Annotated in this window: 19 protein-coding genes and 1 tRNA gene; 12 read left to right on the top strand and 8 right to left on the bottom strand. The window is 70.8% G+C overall.

Annotated features, from left to right (window positions below; all coding sequences use genetic code 11):
- Positions 1-46 precede the first annotated feature (46 nt).
- Positions 47-292: a DUF7385 family protein gene (locus K6T50_RS06965; protein ID WP_222608668.1), complete on the top strand. Its 246-nt coding sequence runs from the start codon at positions 47-49 to the stop codon at positions 290-292.
- Between the two features lie 67 nt (positions 293-359).
- Here the strand turns inward: K6T50_RS06965 and msrB are convergent, their stop codons facing one another.
- The 3 genes from msrB to K6T50_RS06950 form a co-directional block, all read right to left on the bottom strand.
- Positions 360-779, bottom strand: coding sequence for a peptide-methionine (R)-S-oxide reductase MsrB (gene msrB, locus K6T50_RS06960; RefSeq protein ID WP_222608667.1), 420 nt, complete (start codon positions 777-779; stop codon positions 360-362).
- Positions 780-913: 134 nt separating this feature from the next.
- Entirely contained in the window at positions 914-1711 is a 798-nt protein-coding gene (locus K6T50_RS06955) for an aldo/keto reductase (protein ID WP_222608666.1), read from the bottom strand.
- A gap of 109 nt (positions 1712-1820) precedes the next feature.
- A complete protein-coding gene (locus K6T50_RS06950) occupies positions 1821-2474 on the bottom strand; it encodes an HAD family hydrolase (RefSeq protein WP_222608665.1) in 654 nt (217 codons plus the stop codon).
- Positions 2475-2581: 107 nt separating this feature from the next.
- Between K6T50_RS06950 and K6T50_RS06945 the strand changes: the two genes are divergently transcribed.
- The 7 genes from K6T50_RS06945 to K6T50_RS06915 all read left to right on the top strand — a co-directional run bounded on the left by K6T50_RS06945 (position 2582) and on the right by K6T50_RS06915 (position 8532).
- The gene (locus tag K6T50_RS06945) at positions 2582-3679 is read left to right on the top strand and encodes an NAD(P)/FAD-dependent oxidoreductase (RefSeq protein WP_425601401.1); all 1098 of its coding nucleotides are present in this window, start codon (positions 2582-2584) and stop codon (positions 3677-3679) included.
- 162 nt (positions 3680-3841) lie between these two features.
- Positions 3842-4870, top strand: a complete 1029-nt coding sequence (locus tag K6T50_RS06940; protein ID WP_222608663.1) for a beta-ribofuranosylaminobenzene 5'-phosphate synthase family protein — start codon at positions 3842-3844, stop codon at positions 4868-4870.
- A 261-nt stretch (positions 4871-5131) separates the two neighbouring features.
- Positions 5132-5968, top strand: coding sequence for an RAD55 family ATPase (locus K6T50_RS06935; protein ID WP_222608662.1), 837 nt, complete (start codon positions 5132-5134; stop codon positions 5966-5968).
- Between the two features lie 189 nt (positions 5969-6157).
- The gene (locus K6T50_RS06930) at positions 6158-6970 is read left to right on the top strand and encodes a CopG family transcriptional regulator (protein WP_222608661.1); all 813 of its coding nucleotides are present in this window, start codon (positions 6158-6160) and stop codon (positions 6968-6970) included.
- A complete protein-coding gene (locus tag K6T50_RS06925; protein WP_222608660.1) occupies positions 6971-7720 on the top strand; it encodes a DUF8135 domain-containing protein in 750 nt (249 codons plus the stop codon).
- Positions 7721-7752: 32 nt separating this feature from the next.
- The gene (locus tag K6T50_RS06920; RefSeq protein ID WP_222608659.1) at positions 7753-8076 is read left to right on the top strand and encodes a transcription factor S; all 324 of its coding nucleotides are present in this window, start codon (positions 7753-7755) and stop codon (positions 8074-8076) included.
- Between the two features lie 36 nt (positions 8077-8112).
- Complete coding sequence (locus K6T50_RS06915) at positions 8113-8532, top strand: hypothetical protein (protein ID WP_222608658.1); 420 nt, start codon at positions 8113-8115, stop codon at positions 8530-8532.
- Here the strand turns inward: K6T50_RS06915 and K6T50_RS06910 are convergent.
- Positions 8515-9141, bottom strand: coding sequence for a dienelactone hydrolase family protein (locus K6T50_RS06910; RefSeq protein WP_222608657.1), 627 nt, complete (start codon positions 9139-9141; stop codon positions 8515-8517). The two genes, K6T50_RS06915 and K6T50_RS06910, sit on opposite strands and share 18 nt — an antisense overlap.
- Positions 9142-9234: 93 nt before the next feature.
- Here K6T50_RS06910 and K6T50_RS06905 point away from each other — a divergent pair, with 93 nt between their 5' ends.
- Positions 9235-10098 (top strand): PspA/IM30 family protein, encoded by an 864-nt coding sequence (locus tag K6T50_RS06905; RefSeq protein ID WP_222608656.1) that lies wholly within the window; start codon positions 9235-9237, stop codon positions 10096-10098.
- A 97-nt stretch (positions 10099-10195) separates the two neighbouring features.
- Here K6T50_RS06905 and K6T50_RS06900 read toward each other — a convergent pair whose 3' ends face one another.
- Entirely contained in the window at positions 10196-11200 is a 1005-nt protein-coding gene (locus K6T50_RS06900) for a DUF7972 family membrane protein (protein WP_486606382.1), read from the bottom strand.
- A 191-nt stretch (positions 11201-11391) separates the two neighbouring features.
- Here K6T50_RS06900 and K6T50_RS06895 point away from each other — a divergent pair, with 191 nt between their 5' ends.
- A complete protein-coding gene (locus tag K6T50_RS06895; RefSeq protein ID WP_222608655.1) occupies positions 11392-11733 on the top strand; it encodes a ferredoxin in 342 nt (113 codons plus the stop codon).
- Between the two features lie 6 nt (positions 11734-11739).
- On the opposite strand, the gene K6T50_RS06890 is transcribed toward K6T50_RS06895, so the two are convergent.
- The gene (locus tag K6T50_RS06890) at positions 11740-13404 is read right to left on the bottom strand and encodes an ABC transporter substrate-binding protein (protein ID WP_222608654.1); all 1665 of its coding nucleotides are present in this window, start codon (positions 13402-13404) and stop codon (positions 11740-11742) included.
- 134 nt (positions 13405-13538) lie between these two features.
- Here K6T50_RS06890 and K6T50_RS06885 point away from each other — a divergent pair.
- Positions 13539-13623, top strand: a tRNA-Leu gene (locus tag K6T50_RS06885).
- Between the two features lie 138 nt (positions 13624-13761).
- On the opposite strand, the gene K6T50_RS06880 is transcribed toward K6T50_RS06885, so the two are convergent.
- Both K6T50_RS06880 and K6T50_RS06875 read right to left on the bottom strand, forming a co-directional pair.
- The gene (locus K6T50_RS06880) at positions 13762-14274 is read right to left on the bottom strand and encodes a cytochrome b N-terminal domain-containing protein (RefSeq protein ID WP_222608653.1); all 513 of its coding nucleotides are present in this window, start codon (positions 14272-14274) and stop codon (positions 13762-13764) included.
- A 65-nt stretch (positions 14275-14339) separates the two neighbouring features.
- Positions 14340-14711 (bottom strand): tautomerase family protein, encoded by a 372-nt coding sequence (locus K6T50_RS06875; protein WP_222608652.1) that lies wholly within the window; start codon positions 14709-14711, stop codon positions 14340-14342.
- A 90-nt stretch (positions 14712-14801) separates the two neighbouring features.
- Between K6T50_RS06875 and K6T50_RS06870 the strand changes: the two genes are divergently transcribed.
- The gene (locus tag K6T50_RS06870) at positions 14802-14990 is read left to right on the top strand and encodes a DUF8015 family protein (RefSeq protein ID WP_222608651.1); all 189 of its coding nucleotides are present in this window, start codon (positions 14802-14804) and stop codon (positions 14988-14990) included.
- The last annotated feature ends 255 nt before the right edge of the window (positions 14991-15245 follow it).

Here is a 15245-nt window from a genome sequence, read left to right as displayed (position 1 = left end):
ACAGCCGGGACGCAACCTACTTTCCTCGCGGCGACGCTCCCGCGGTATGGCGCGCCTCGACATCGCCGACGGCTTCGACGTGCACGATTACCGGAGCAAGCTGAAGCTCCTCGAACAGGACGGCGGGTCGATGACGCTCGCGAACCGCGAGGGGCTGGGCTGCCCAGCCTGCGGCGACGCCTTCGAGCGCCTGTTCGTGGGCGACGACGAGACGGTAACGTTCGCGTCGGCGCCGAACGGGCCGATCTGTCTGGCGCGCACCGACGACCGGCTGCTCGTCATGACGCACTGAGTCGCCGCCGGGCGTCGGCGGTCGCCCCGCGTGCGGCCGGCGACCGCACGTCGCCGACGAGGTCGGACTACTCGTCGGGCTCGAAGTCGAGCGCGACCGAGTTGATGCAGAAGCGCTCGCCGGTCGGCTCGGGGCCGTCCTGGAAGACGTGGCCGAGGTGGCCGTCGCAGACGGCGCACTTCACCTCGACGCGGGACATCCCGTGGCGGTCGTCGTCCTCCAGCGTCACCTTGGACTCGTCGGCGGCGTAGAAGCTGGGCCAGCCGCAGCCGGAGTCGTACTTCGTCTCCGACTCGAAGATCACGGTGCCACAGCCCGCGCACGTGTAGACGCCGTCCTCGTCGCGGTCGACGTGCTCGCCGGAGAACCGCGCCTCCGTGCCGCGTTCGCGGAGGATCTCGTACTCCTCGTCGGTCAGTCGCTCGCGCCACTCCTCGTCGGTCTCGGGGATGTCCTCCTCGGGCGCCCGCTCGGCCGAATCGCTCATACCCGATCTGGGGGCTACAGCGGCATGAACCCACGGTCGACGGCGGACGACGCTGCCGGGGATCGCACGAACCGGCGGCCGAACGCGCCGGCGGGCGGTCCGTTGGAGACGGCGGGGGCCCGCCGTGCGTCGACTCACTCGGGGAACAGCTCCTCCTCACGCTCGACTGCGTCGATCCGGGCCTCGTCCTCGGGATCGAGGTCGAGGCCGGCGGCCGCGAGGTTCGCGCGCAGGTGGCGCTCGCTCGTCGCCTTCGGGACCGTGACGACGCCCGCCTTGTCCGTGATCCACGCGATGCTCACCGCCTCCGGCGTCGCGTCGTGCTTCTCGGCGACCGCGCGGACCGCCTCGATCTCCCGGACTCGGCCGCCGGCCAGCGGCGAGTACGCGACCAGCGCGTAGCCGTGGTCGACCGCGTGTTCACGGAGCGCGGGCCGCCGGAACAGGGGATGATACTCGGTCTGGTGGGCCGAAAGCGGGGCGTCGAGCAGGTCGATCGCCTCGTCGAGCTCGTCGAGTTGGAAGTTCGAGACGCCGACGTGGCCGACGAGGCCGTCGTCGACCATCTCGTCGAACGCCGCGAGCGTGCCGGCGGGGTCGTAGCCGCCCTTCGGTCGGTGGACGTACAGCAGGTCGACCCCGTCGAGGCCGAGTCGGTCCAGGCTCGCCTCCGTCGAGGGGCGCACGTCCTGGGGCGCGAGGCGGTCGATCCAGGTCTTCGTCGCGACGGTCACGTCCTCGCGGGCGACGACCCCGTCGTCGAGGGCCGCCGCGAGGCCGGCGCCGACGGTCGCCTCGTTCTCGTACACCTGCGCGGTGTCGAGGTGGCGGTAGCCCAGGCGGAGCGCCGTCTCGACCGCGCGGGCGCCCTCGTCGCCGTCGAGGCCCATCGTGCCGAGGCCGACGGGCGGGAGATCGAGATCCGTGTTCATACGCGGGGATCGGGAGGCGGGGAGAAAGCGTCGGCGGTCGTGGGGCGGGCAGAGGGGTCGGCGGTCGCGTGGGGGTGTGGCGGTCAGCGGTCGCGGGCGGGTTCGGCGGTCAGTTACAGATCGCCTGCAGGTCTGCCAGCCCGTCGATGTCGTACGTCGGGGTGACCGAGAGCGTCCAGTCCTCGCGGTGGGGTCGGCGGATGAATGCCGAGTCGATGCCGGCGTTGTCGGCGGCCTCGATGTCGGACTCGTTGTCGCCGACGAACAGCGCCGTCTCGGCCTCCAGGTCCGCGAGCGCGCGGTCGATGTAGTGGCTGTTGGGCTTCTTGCGGCGGAGGCTCTCGACGGTCGGCTCGCGGCCGTAGGCGGTGTCGAAGAGGTCGGCGACGCCGAAGTGATCGAGGAGGAACTCCACAGTCTCGTGTTGGTTCGAGGAGACGATGCCGAGCGGCGCCGAGAGGTCCCGGAGCACGTCGACGTCGTCGTAGAGGCGCTTGTTGCCCGCGCGAACCTCGCGGCGCTGGGCCTCGAACGCCGTCCGGTCGCGCATCGCCCAGAACTCCCGGGGCGTCAGGTCGTAGGTGTCACACACCTCCTCGACCTGTTCGGGGGAGACGCCGACGACCATCGACTCGACGTGCTCGGGGTCGGGATCGGCCACCGAGAGCGCCTCGAAGGCGTCCCAGGCGGCCTCGTGGAGCACGTCGTAGTGGGTGCGCCCCACGAGCACCCCGTCGTTGTCGAAGACGATCGCGTCGTACATGGCGGTACTGGCGTGTCGTTCGCCATAAGGCTTTCACACACGGTCTCGGCCGTGAGAACGGCGTCCGAGCGCCCGCAAGCGATACGGACCCGGCGCCCCTGCATGCGGTGATGGCACATATCGGCATCGTCGGCGCCGGGCTCGCGGGCGCCGGCGCGGCGTACGCCCTCCGCGACACCGACCACGACGTGACGATCCTCGAGAAGTCCCGCGGCGTCGGCGGACGGGCGGCGACGCGGCGGAAGGACGGCTGTCGCTACGACCACGGCGCCAACTACGTGAAGCTCCCCGACGACCGGACCGGCGATCTGGTCCGCGATCTCGGCGAGGACGGCCTCGTCGACATCGCCGAGCCGGTGTGGACGTTCGGCGCCGACGGCGAGATCGCCCCCGGCGACGGCGACGACGAGCCCAAGTACACCTGGGAGGCGGGGATCACCCAGTTCGCCAAACGGCTGCTCGCCGAGACCGACGCCGAGGTCCGAAAGACGACGCGCGCGGAGTCGATCGCCCACGACGGCGGCGCCGACGCGTGGACGGTCACCGACACCGAGGGCGCCGACCACGGCCCCTTCGACGCGCTGGTGCTCACGCCGCCGGCGCCCCAGACCGCCGACCTGCTCGCGGCGACCGAGTGGCCCGGCGAGGGCGGGGAAGACGCGCTCGCGGACCTCCGGGCGGCCGTCGACGGGGTCGAGTTCCGCACGGTGCGGACGCTCGTATTGCACTACCCGTTCGAGCTCGACGTGCCGTGGTACGGGCTCGTCGACGTGGACAAGGCCCACAGGATCGGCTGGCTCTCCCGGGAGGAGTGCAAGCGCGGGCACGTCCCCGACGGCGAGGGGCTTCTGGTCGTCCAGATGAGTCCCAGGTGGTCGAGCGAACACTACGACGAACCCCTCGACGAGGCGGCCGAGGCGGCGGCGACGCTGGCGGCCGACCTCGTCGGCGACGACCGCCTGACCGACCCCGACTGGGTCGACGACCAGGGCTGGCGCCACGCGCTCCCGAACGACGGGCTCGTCGGCGACGCTGACGACGCCAGCGCCGCCAGCGCCGACGGCGACTCCGTCGCCGCCGCGGTTGCGGCCGCCCGCGATGCGGGACTGTTCCTCGCCGGCGACTGGGTCGCCGGACGCGGTCGCGTCGCCGCGGCGCTGTGGAACGGGATCGACGCCGGCGAGTCGATCGCCGAACGGCTGTAGCGCGGCCGTCCGCGACATTCTCGCACCGCCGCCGTTGCGGGTGCTATCGTTGTCGTCGCCGTCACCGTCGTTTCCGTCGTTGCCGCCGCCCCAGACGGCGTCCGTATTGTCCGCTGTCGAAACCGACACCACGATGTCGACCGGATCCCGACCAGAGACGCGATGCCGAACGACACCGACGACCGCCGCTTGGACGACCCCGCCCCGTCCGCCTCCACGGTCACGGTCGAGTCCGGCGCGCGCCTGCACTTCGGCTTCGGCAACCTCTCGCTGGCGCACGAACGGCTGTACGGCGCCGTCGGCATCGGCCTCGACGCGCCCCGCGTCCGGCTCCGCGTCGCCCCGGCGGACGCGGTCGAGAGCGACCACGACGCCGTCCGCGAGTACACAGCCCGCGCGTGCGACCTGCTCGGCGTCGACGGCGCGCGCGTCGCCGTCGAGGCGGAACTCCCGCGCCACATGGGCCTCGGAAGCGGGACGCAACTGGCGCTCGCGACGCTCGCCGGCGTCGCCCGCGCGCACGGTCGGGACCCCCGGGTTCGCGAGCGCGCGCCGGCGCTGGGACGGGGCGGCCGCTCGGGCATCGGCGTCGCGACGTTCGAGTCCGGCGGGTTCGTCCTCGACGCGGGCCACCCGACCGGGCGGTTCACCACCGACCGCCCCGCCGACGGCGACTGGACGGTCCCGGCTGTCGCCGCCCGCCACCGCGTGCCCGACGACTGGCGGTTCCTCCTCGTCATCCCGGAGGCGGACCCGGGCCGCGCCGGCGACGCCGAGGACTCGGCCATCCGGCGCGCGGTCGAGGACGCCGACCCCGCCGTGGCCGACCGCGTCGCGGGCGCGATCCAGCGCCGCCTGCTCCCCGCCGTCGCGGAGGGGTCGGCCGAGCGCTTCGGCGCCGCCGTCGAGGAGATCGGCCGGCTCAACGGCGCGTGGTTCGCCGACGAGCAGGGCGGCGTCTACCGCCCGCCGGTGGGCGACATCGTCGCCGAGGTGGGCGACGATCCCGGGGTCTACGGCGCGGGGCAGTCCTCGTGGGGGCCGGTCGTGTACGGCGTCACCGACGCCGATCGGGCCGGAGAGGCGCGCGAAGCCGGGGAGGACGCCCTCGCGGCCGCCGGCGTCGCCGGGGACGTGCGGGTCGTTCGGCCGCGGAACCGCGGCGCCGAGATCCGGCCGGCGGAGGAGTGACTGGCGACGACTGAACGATCTCTGCGGTGGCGCGCGCCGGCGGGCCTCCGGGCCCGCCGGACGCGTGCGAGGGATGAGCGAGACCGCGAGCGGAGCGAGCGTCGAGTGAATCGGCTGGGGAGGTCGTGGCTGTCACGTGACGGTGCCTGTGCCCGATCGGCTCATGCGGCTTGTTCTCGACGGTTGTTCCGTTCACACCGGATCGCCCGCTCCGCCCCGGCCGGCACAACGACTAAGCACGCGCCCGGATTGTCTCACTCCATGGACCGGATCCCGTTCGGGGTCGCCCAGCTCGACTCCGTGCTGGGCGGCGGCGCTCCCGAGGGCAGCGTCGTGCTCGTCGCCGGCGAGTCCGGTGCCGGCGCCCGGGAGTTCGCCTACACGAGCGCCGCGATGAACGCGCTCGCCCGCGTCGACGACGAGACGTTCGACCTCTACTACGGCGATCTCGACGACGCGGCGGCGGTCCCGCCGGAGGTGCACTACCTCTCGTTTACCACCGACGCCGACTACATCGAACGCGAGCTGCGCTACACGATGGCCGACGAGATCGTCGACGCCGCCCTCGAGGGGATCGAGTTCGCCGACCTCTCGCCGGAGTACTTCCAGCTGTCGGCCATCCCGCGCGAGTGGTACATGGGCGCCACCAGCACCATCCACGACCTCGGGAGGGCCGGCAACCGCGACGGCGTCCTCTCCGCGCTCGGCGAGTACCTGACGAACAACGCGGCCGGCAACCTCGTCGTGATCGACTCGGTCACCGACCTCGTCGGCGCCTCCGGCGGCGAGGTGGAGTGGGCCGACGTGGCGATGCTGGTCCGCGGGCTCGCGAAGGCCGTCCACTCGTGGGGCGGGCTGCTGCTCGCGCTCGTCAACACGGACACGATCACCGACCGGCAACTGGGACAGCTCGTCGACGGCAGCGGCGGCACGCTCCAGTTCAGCTGGGAGTCGGGCGGCTCCAAGCGCGCCCGGACGATGGTCGTCCGCGAGTTCCGCGGCGTGCTCTCGCAGCTCGAGTCGGAGAACATCGTCCGCTTCGAGACGGAGATCCACGACGGCGGCCTCGACATCAGCGACGTGCGGAAGATCCGGTGACGGCCCGCACCGCGCGCGGTCGCGTCGAGGTCCCGCGCCGATCGGGAGGATAACGGATGTGCCCCCGCCGGAGACACGACCGACGCCGAACTCGACGCCACCGTCCGGCGACGAGGATGTCATCTCTCGATACTATCCCCGATAGTTGGGCCGGTACTATTTACCTGCACACTCCCAACGGCCCGGTAGATGGACGGTGAGCAGGTCGAGGGGCTGCCGGGCGTCCTCCGCGAGTGGATCGAGGTCCGCGCAGGGGAGACGGGCCGATCGCGCGAGGAGGTGCTGGCTCGGGCGGTCACGGTCGCCAAACTGCTCGACGAGCACGAGGAGGAGCTTCCGGACCCGTCGACGGTCGGCGACGCCGGGGAGGCCGCCTCGCGACTCGACGTGATCGAGACCCGAATCGACGAGTTGGACCGGGAACTCGACGAAAAGATCGACGACGTGCGCTCGCGGGTGATCCAGGTCAAACGCGAGACCGACGCGAAGGCCGAGGCCGACCACGACCACCCGGAGCTCGCGGGCGCCGAGTCGGTCGAGGATCTGGCCGACGATGTCGACTCGCTCCGCGGGGACCTGTCGGACCTGGAGGAGACGTTCGAGAGCGGCTTTGCGAACTACGAGGAGGTGCTGGAGTACCTCACGGACGCCGCCGACGAGCACGACGAGAAGCTCTCCAGGCTCGCCGCCGTGCTCTCCGACGTCCGCGCTCGCGTCTCGACGCTGGAGTCCCGCGAGGCGCACCGCCGCGCGGCGGCCGACCTGAAAGCGGAGGCCAACCGCCTGGGGATCGCGACGGCCGACTGCGACGGCTGCGGCGGGAGCGTCCGGCTCGGGCTGTTATCGAGCCCGGAGTGTCCCCACTGCGGGAGCACGTTCGAGACGGTCGAACCGGCCGCCGGCTTCTTCGGGTCGCCGTCGCTCGTGGTCGGCACACGCCCCGCGCTGGAGGGGGAGACGGTCGACGAACGGGAGACGCGGGACATCTTCGAGGAGGAGTAGATGCCCGACGACCGCGACCGCGACGGCGACGGCGACCGCGACGCCGAGGCCGACGGCGATCCTCGCGACGAGCCGGAGACCGACGGGGAGGGGACGCCGCGGGTGCGGAACCCGTTCGCGTCCGACGACCCGAAACACGGCGATCCGGACCGAAGCGACGACCCGATCGCGGGCGACTCCGCCGACGCGACCGATGCCCCCCGCGACCGCGGCGGGAGCGCCCCGCTGGGGGACCTCGCCAGGCGGGTCGGCGAGAACCGGAGCCGCGACGCGGCACCCGGCGAGCGCGACCCGTTCGAGGAGGTCGACGTGGGCGACATCGACACCGAGGCGCTGTGGGAGTCGCTCGACGCCGACGACGCGGCGTCGTCCGACCCGGACGGGCTCGGCGCGTACGACCCGCCCGAGGGGGCCGCCGAGCGCGTCGACGAGTCCGCCACGCGTGACCGCGACACCCGCCCCGAACACGTCCTCGACAAACGGGAGTACTGCCAGCGCTGTCCGTACCTCTCGGCGCCGCCGGAGGTCACGTGCGGCCACGACGATACCGACATCGTCGAGGTCGTCGACGGCGATCGCTTCCGCGTCCGCGGGTGCCCGATGGTGACCGGCGAGGGCCGGCCGGACTTCGCCGCCGTCGCGGCTGCCGACGCCGACTCCGCGGGCGGCGGAACGGCCGACGCCGGGGCGTCGACCGGCGACGGCGACACCGCCGCTGCCGACAACATCTCCGCCCCGGACGACGCGTAAGTCATACCGGTGCGGACCGGGTAGGACGGAGTATGCAGTTCTGTGACGACTGCGGCTCGATGATGCGCACCGAGGACGGGGTGATGGTGTGCTCCTCGTGCGGCGCGACCGCCGACCGCGACGAGGACCTGGCCGCGCAGTTCGTCTCCACCGAGGCCCAGACCGACGACGACGTGATCGAGACCGAGGAGGGCGCGAACTTCGAGGGGAAGCCCACCTCCGACGACGTGATCTGCGACGAGTGCGGCCACACCGTCGCGTGGTACACGATCAAACAGACCGGCGCCGCCGACGAGCCGCCGACGCGCTTCTTCAAGTGTAAGGAGTGCGGCTATCGGTGGCGGGAGTACAACTGACGACGGAGTTTTACGGACCCGGCGTGACCGCGGCGTGTGTCCCTCCGTACGCGCCTCCGCGACCGCCTCCGCCCGTGGCATGGCCTCATGCTCGCGGTGTTCCTCGCGGGCGCCGGCACCCGACTCATGGACGGTGCTCGCCCGCTCTTCGCCGTCCTCGTCGGCCTGTTTTGGCTCGTGATCTTCCAGTTCACCGTCGGCAACGTCTGGGGCTACGCCGTCGAGTACCGCAACGCCGGCGGCGACTGGGGGGACGCCGCGTTCGTCGCGCCGTTCGCGGTCGCCTTCCTCGCGGGCGCCACGCTGTACGCCGTCAGCCGGAACCTCGGGGCCGCGGCGAGCGCGGCGTTCTGGGTGTTCGTCGCCGCGACCGCGGTCACCGCCGTCGTGGTGAACCTCCTCGTCGGCTACCGCGAGGGCGACCCGGACGCCGACGGCTCACAACTCGCCGAGTAGCCACTCCCCGACCGCGTCGCCCACCTTGCCCGCCTGCCCGACGAAGAAGTGGTCGGCGGAGAACTCCCGCAGGTCGACCCCGAGTTCCCGCGCGCGTTCGACCACCGGCTCCCAGTCGGCGGTGTCGTCGCGGGTGCCGTACACCACCTGCGCGGGGCAGTCGATGTCGTCCATCCCCGCGACTGCGTCGAGGTCGGGCGCGAGCCGGGCCGTGGGCGCGAGTGCGGAGACGGCGTCGACGCCGTCATCCGAGGCCACCACCAGCGCCAGACACCCCCCGAAACTGAAGCCGAACAGCCCGACGCGCTCGTAGCGCTCCCCGGCCCAGGCGACTGCGTTGCGCGCGTCGGCGCGCTCGCCGTACCCCTCGTCCCAGTCGCCGTAGTCGAACCGGAGGCAGTCGACGCCGCCGGCGGTCAGCACGTCGGAGACCGCACGGAGGCGCTCGTCGCCGCGGTGGCCCCGGTGCTGCGGGTGGGGCGGACACGCCACGACGCAGGCGTCGGTGTCGGGGTCGACTTCCGCGTCGGCGTCGCCTCGCTCGGCGTCGCTCGCGCGGTCGAGCGACCCCCGAACGTCGCGGCCCCCGGGAACGAGTACGTCGGTCACGCTCGCGGCTCCGCCCGCGCCGGTGAAAACGGTAGCGGGTGGTGTCCTCTCGTTCGGGTGAGATTTATACGGCCAGTTCACTTACTGCGGGCTATGGGTATCCTCTCGCGCACCTCCTACGTCATCCGCTCGAAGATCAACTCGATCCTCAACCGGGCGGAGGACCCGACGGAGACGCTCGATTACAGCTACGAACAGATGCGCGACGAGCTGCAGGACGTGAAGCAGGGTATCGCCGACCTGACGACCCAGAAGAAGCGCCTGGAGATCCAGAAGCGCCGGCTGGAGGAGAACGTCGAGAAGCACAACGAGCAGGCGCGGGAGGCCGTCCAGCAGGACCGCGACGACCTCGCGCGCAAGGCGCTGGAGAAGAAGAAGTCGAAGATGAACCAGATCGAGGACCTGGAGACGCAGATCGCCGAACTGCAGAACACCCAGGACCAGCTGGTCGACAAGAAGGACGAGCTCCAGAGCCGCATCGACGAGTTCAAGACCAAGAAGGAGACGATGAAGGCGCGCTACGAGGCCGCCGAGGCGTCGACCCGGGTGTCGGAGGCGATGTCGGGCGTCGGCGACGAGATGGCCGACGTGAGCCGGTCGATCGAGCGCGCCGAGGAGCGCACCGAGGAGATGGAGGCGCGCTCGCAGGCGATGGACGAGCTGCAGGACTCCGGCGCCTTCGACGACGCGCTCTCCGACGAGGACGAGATCGACCGCGAGCTGCAGTCCGGGCGCACCGACCGCGAGGTCGACGCCGAGCTTGAAACGCTGCGCGCGGAGCTGGGCAAGGAGTCCGCGGAGTCGGACGACGGCGGCGACGCGGCGGTCGATGCCGACGCCGATGTCGAGGCCGACGCTGACGCCGACCCCGCGGTCGATGCCGAGGACGTGTCCGACGAGGAGGTCGAGGCGGAGCTCGAGGAGCTCCAGCAGGAGGAGTCGGACAACTCGAAGTAGCGCGCTCTCGCTCCCCCGATCGCTCCCTCTGCTTCCCTTCTTTGTTCCCCGTTTTCTCCTCCCCGTCTCTCCGTCTCCCGTCGGTCGTCGATCCGGTTCAGTCGTCGTTCGGGGTCGTCTCGCGGAGCGTGAACGGGCCGATCGAGAGCGTCCGTTTCGTCACCGTCGCGATGCGGAGCACGTACGACAGCAGGATGGCGAACGGGAGCAGCCCGACCGCGGCGACGAGGCTGACGACGAGCGGACCCGCGAGGTACACCCCCGTCGCGGGCGCGCCGGGGACGAGCGCGCTGAGGTACAGCACCGACCCGAACGCGATGACGAGCGACGGCACCGCCGCCCACAGCACCGACCGCGAGAGGTCGACCAGCTCCCACTGGAAGTACAGCGTCTTGAAGTGCTCGCGGGCGGGGCCGAACAGCTCCAACACGTCCCCCAGCGCCGACAGCGCCTCGTCCTGCTCGTCGGTGAGGTCGTGGCTGGCGCGCAGGCGCCGGGACTCGTACAGCTTCCACGAGTAGTTGAAGTTCAGCGCCGCCGAGACGACGGCGAAGGTGCCGAACTGCGCGTCGTCGAGGTTGTCGCCGACGGTCTCGGCGTTGCCGCGGACGCTGTCGACGAGCCGCGCGGCGTCGTCTGCCAGCTCCTCGTCGTCCGCCAGCGCCTCGTCCACGTCGTCGGCGCGCTGGCCGGCGGCGATCACCAGCTCGCGGAGGAACGCCGCCGGCTCGGGCGGCATCACGTCGCGGCCGAGCGTGTCGGCAACGTCGCGGCGGAACTCCGTCGCGCCCTCCATGCGCTCGCGCTGGTCGCCGACGGCGCCCAACTCCTGGGAGAGCACGAGCTGGTTCAGCGTGAGCACGAGCGTGACGACGGTGATCGTCCCCCCGATGAGCGGCTGGAACGTGGTCTCGATGGGGTCGCCGTCGGCGAGCAGCGTCGCCGCGCCGGGGACGAGGACGCCGGTGGCGAACAGCAGCACGAACACCGCCGCGAGGAAGCCGGCGGCGACGAGCCACCGGTCGGCGTCGACGAGGAGCCACAGTTTCAGCCGGTTCGTCCCGGCCCGTTCGCGCATCGTGTCGTCGGGGGCGTCGCTCACTACCGCGTCGCTTGCGGGCCGAGCGAAAAAACGCGTCGGCCGTTCCCGCGCGAATGGGACCTCCCCACCGGAGTCGTCGACGTTCTCGCCCGTGGATCGTCGACGCAACCGACCGTGCATCGTCGCCGCCGGCGACGACGCATGGGTCCGGGCACCGACAGACGAAAGTCGCCCGGGGCGGAACGTCGGGTATGAGCGACCTCGACGCGGAGGTACAGACCGCCAGCGACGTCGGCGGCGACGGGCCGCCGGTGGAGGAGAAGCCGTACAAGATCATCTTCGAGGCGAACGCCTGCTTCGGCGCGGGCAAGTGCGCGGAGGTCGCGGACAACTGGGAGATGGACATCGCCAGCGGGATGGCGAAGCCGAAGTCGTACTACATCGGCGAGGACGAGTTAGAGGAGAACATCCGCGCTGCGGAGGTGTGCCCCGCGAAGAAGGACGTCGGCTGTATCCACGTCGTCGACCGCCGGACCGACGAGGAGTTGTCGCCGGATCCCCACGGCGACGGCACTCTCAGCGTCGACTGGTGAGGGTCGTCAGTCGTTCAGACTGACGGTTTCCTCGCCGGCCAGCCGCGGATTGATGCCCGAGACCGTGTGGGGGCGGAACCCCTCGACGGCGTCCCGCACCCCGAAACTGTTCTTGAGGTTGTACGCGGGCAGGTGCGCGCGGTCCTCCAGGATCGTCGTCGTCGCCTCGGTGTAGAGCCGATTCCGTTCCTCGCGGTCGGCCGACTGCCGTGCTTGAGTCAGCTTGTCTGCGACCGCCTCGTTGCGGTAGTAACAGCCGTTTGTCTCGCCTTCCACGTCCGGGTGGAACATGTAGTAGAGGTAGCCGTCGGGGTCGAACTCGTCGACCCACCCGAGCGTGTACATGTTGTAGTCGTCCTCGTTGCCGGTGGAGTACTGGTCGAGGAACGCGCCCCAGTCGAGCCGCTGAATCTCGACGTTGCTGAAGCCGGCCTCCTGAAGCCCGTTGCCGACGGAGATACCGATCTGTTCGCGCTTGTCGTCCGGCGGGACGATGATCTTCCAGGAGTAGTCCTTGGAAACCCCGGCCTCCTCCAGCAGCTGGGCGGCCATGTCCGTGTCCTTGTCGTGGGGGATGTCCGCCCACTCGTCGGTCGGGAAGTCCCAGGCGTCGGTGACCGTCTCGGGCATCGGCGCGGTCAGGCGCGTGCCGGCGGGATCGATGTAGTTCGCGACGGCGTCGTCCATCGAGACCGCGTAGTCGATGGCCTCGCGGACCTTCGGGTCGGCCGTGGGCCCCTCGTTACAGTTGAAGGAGAGGTAGTAGTAGCCCAGCCCCTGGCGTTCCGCGACCGAGGAGCCCGCCTGGTTCTTCACGGTCGAGTACAGCTTCGGCGGCACCGTCTGGACGATGTCGAACTCGCCGTTCTTCAGCGTCGTCACCCGCGTCGTCGGCTCCTCGACGACGCCGAAGACGACCTCCTCGACGCTCGGCGCGCTCCCGTGGTACTCATCCCAGCGCTCCATGACGACCTCGTCGCCCTCGGTAGCCGACTCCAGCGTGAACGGCCCGGAGCCGACGGGGTCGCGGTTGAACGACTGCTTGTTCTCCTCGCGGTACGCCTTCGGCACCGGCGACCACGCGAGCTTGTGGCGGAACGGCCCGAAGGGGTACGACAGGTCGAACCGGACCGTCCGCTCGTCGACGACGGTGATGGAGTCGATCATCGTGAACTCCGAGCCGTTCGCCGTCTCCTCGCGTCCCGGCGCGAGGAAGGAGTACTTCACGTCCTCGGCGGTGATCGGCTCGTCGTTGTGGAAGGTGACACCGTCGCGAAGCTCGACGACGTACTCGGTGGCGTCCTCGTTGACCTCCGGCTCGGCGGCCGCCAGCTTCGGAACGAGCTCGGTCCCCTCGCCGTACGTGTAGAGGCTGTCGAAGAGCCGTTCGACGACCTGCAGCGAGGGAACGTCGTTGGCCTTCAGCGGGTCGAAATCCAGCGGCGACTTCGACTGCGCGAAGTTCAGCGTCCCGCCGCCCGCCGTCGCGGTGCTCGTCCCGTCCCCGCCCGTCCCGGTCGTCTCGGTCGTATCGCTCGTATCGCTCCCGGCGGCGCCGTCATCCGATCCGCCGGTGCAGCCGGCGAGGCCGAGCGCGCCCGCGGTACCGGCGCCCGCGAGGACTCGCCGCCGCGTGACCGCATCGAGCGTTCCGTCGGTGTTGTCGCTCACGACACTGACGGTGTTCCTACGCACGTTTTCATCCGTCGGTCGCCGCAGAGCTGTCCTGAATCTCGGAGCACCAGCAAGCGACCCCGGCGGGCGACCGAAATCCACTTCCGCCGTCCGGCGAAACGACGACCCGCGCGAGGGTGGCTGAGCCAGGCCAAAAGCGGCGGACTTAAGATCCGCTCCCGTAGGGGTTCGAGGGTTCAAATCCCTTCCCTCGCATGAGTGGAGGCGAAGCCCCCCGAATCGTCACGGAAGGGATTTGAAGTAGACGAGACGCGCGCAGCGGAGTGAGCACGTCTCGGCGTGGTTCAAATCCCTTCCCTCGCAGTCACGAGGAGCGTAGCGACGACCGCTTTCTCAGGCCGGACTCGAATCGATCCGACCGCGAAGCAGCATCGTCGTCCGTCCGACGACGACGACCGCGACGGCGACGACGAGCCCGTAGTGGACCCGATACGCGCGCTCCAGCGTCGCCTGCGAGAGGGTGAATCCTCCGAACAGGACGTCAGCCAGCACACCTCCGATCACCGGAACCGAGAGCGTCAGTTCGACGCCGATCTGCCCGAGAAAGAACGACAGCTGCGTCCACGGGAGCAACAGCCCGGTGTAGGCGTACAGTCCTGCGATCGGAACGGCGGCGACGGCCCCGACGGCGACGAGGGGTCGCCCGTCGGCGACGCCGGCGGCGACCCCGAGCGACGCGGCGATCCCGGCGCCGGCGGCCAGCAGGAGCCGGATCGGTTCCGCGAGCGACTGCGGCGTGAGCCGGGCGAACAGGACGAGGTCGGTCGCCACCGCCGCGGCGACGACCGCGAGCAGCGCCGTTTCGAGTGCGACGACTGTACCGTCGCGTGAGACGTTGGAGGGCATCGTCGCCCCGTTCGTTCGCGCTCCCGGTATCGGTTACGGTCGCTCGCAGTTCCCGCCGCCGCGAGCTACCCCTCCCAGTCGCCGCCGACGCGGTCGTAGCCCATCATCGCCTCGCCGGCGTGCTCGGTGAAGGTCACCTTGAGGTTCTCCTCGGGGACGCCCCACTCGTCCATCAGGTACTCCATCGTCGCGAGCGCGAACGCCCGCTTCAACTCGAACGGGCGCCCCTCGCGGACGTCCGCGTCGAGGAACACGAGCGGACCGTCGACCGCGCGACCGAGCTGGAGGTCCGCCGGCCCGCGGTCGCGGATCGTCACGGCGACGTGGCCGGCAGTCGTCTCCATGTGATCGGTGTACAGGTCCGTGACGACGGCGGCGAGCGCCTCCTTCTCGGCGGCCGTCGGGTCGGCGTCCGTGTCGAACTGGAGGTGTGGCACGTTCGGAGGTGGCCCCCGACCGACCTACCTGTTCCGACGGGTCGGAAAACGACCCCAAGGGGTTTCCGTCTCTAATGAGATGTAATTACCGTGCTCCCGGTCGACGGTCCGTCGCGTGCGGACGTGCTCCTCGCGCTCATCGGCGTGAGCCTGCTCGCGGCCGTCGTCGCGACGGTCGGCCTCGGCGTGCCGTTCCGGCTGACGGCGCCCGCCGGCTCGGCCGTCGGCGGCCTCGCCATCGCCGACGGCGTGTTCCGCAACCCGCCCACTGACGGGTAAGGAGCCGGCGGCTCGACGGCTCACGGATGTGACACGCTCACGGACACACAACGACGAACGAACCGGCGGCTCGCGAGTGTGAAACGTGGGCCGAACGCGCGCCGGTGAAAAGAGCGGCGCGCGTTCCGCCCTGAATTGGTCCCCGCTGACGCTTCGGCCCTCCAGACGAAGCGTCACCTGTCACAAACGGGTGCGACTACTTAATGATGTTGGCGTCGGCCGTACCGTCCCCGACCGAAACCGACGGTCGTGCGA

It is taken from the genome of Halobaculum magnesiiphilum (genome assembly GCF_019823105.1).
Lineage (GTDB): Archaea > Halobacteriota > Halobacteria > Halobacteriales > Haloferacaceae > Halobaculum > Halobaculum magnesiiphilum.
The sequence above is the reverse complement of the archived record's forward strand: the minus strand, read 5'-3'. Positions and strand labels throughout refer to the sequence as shown.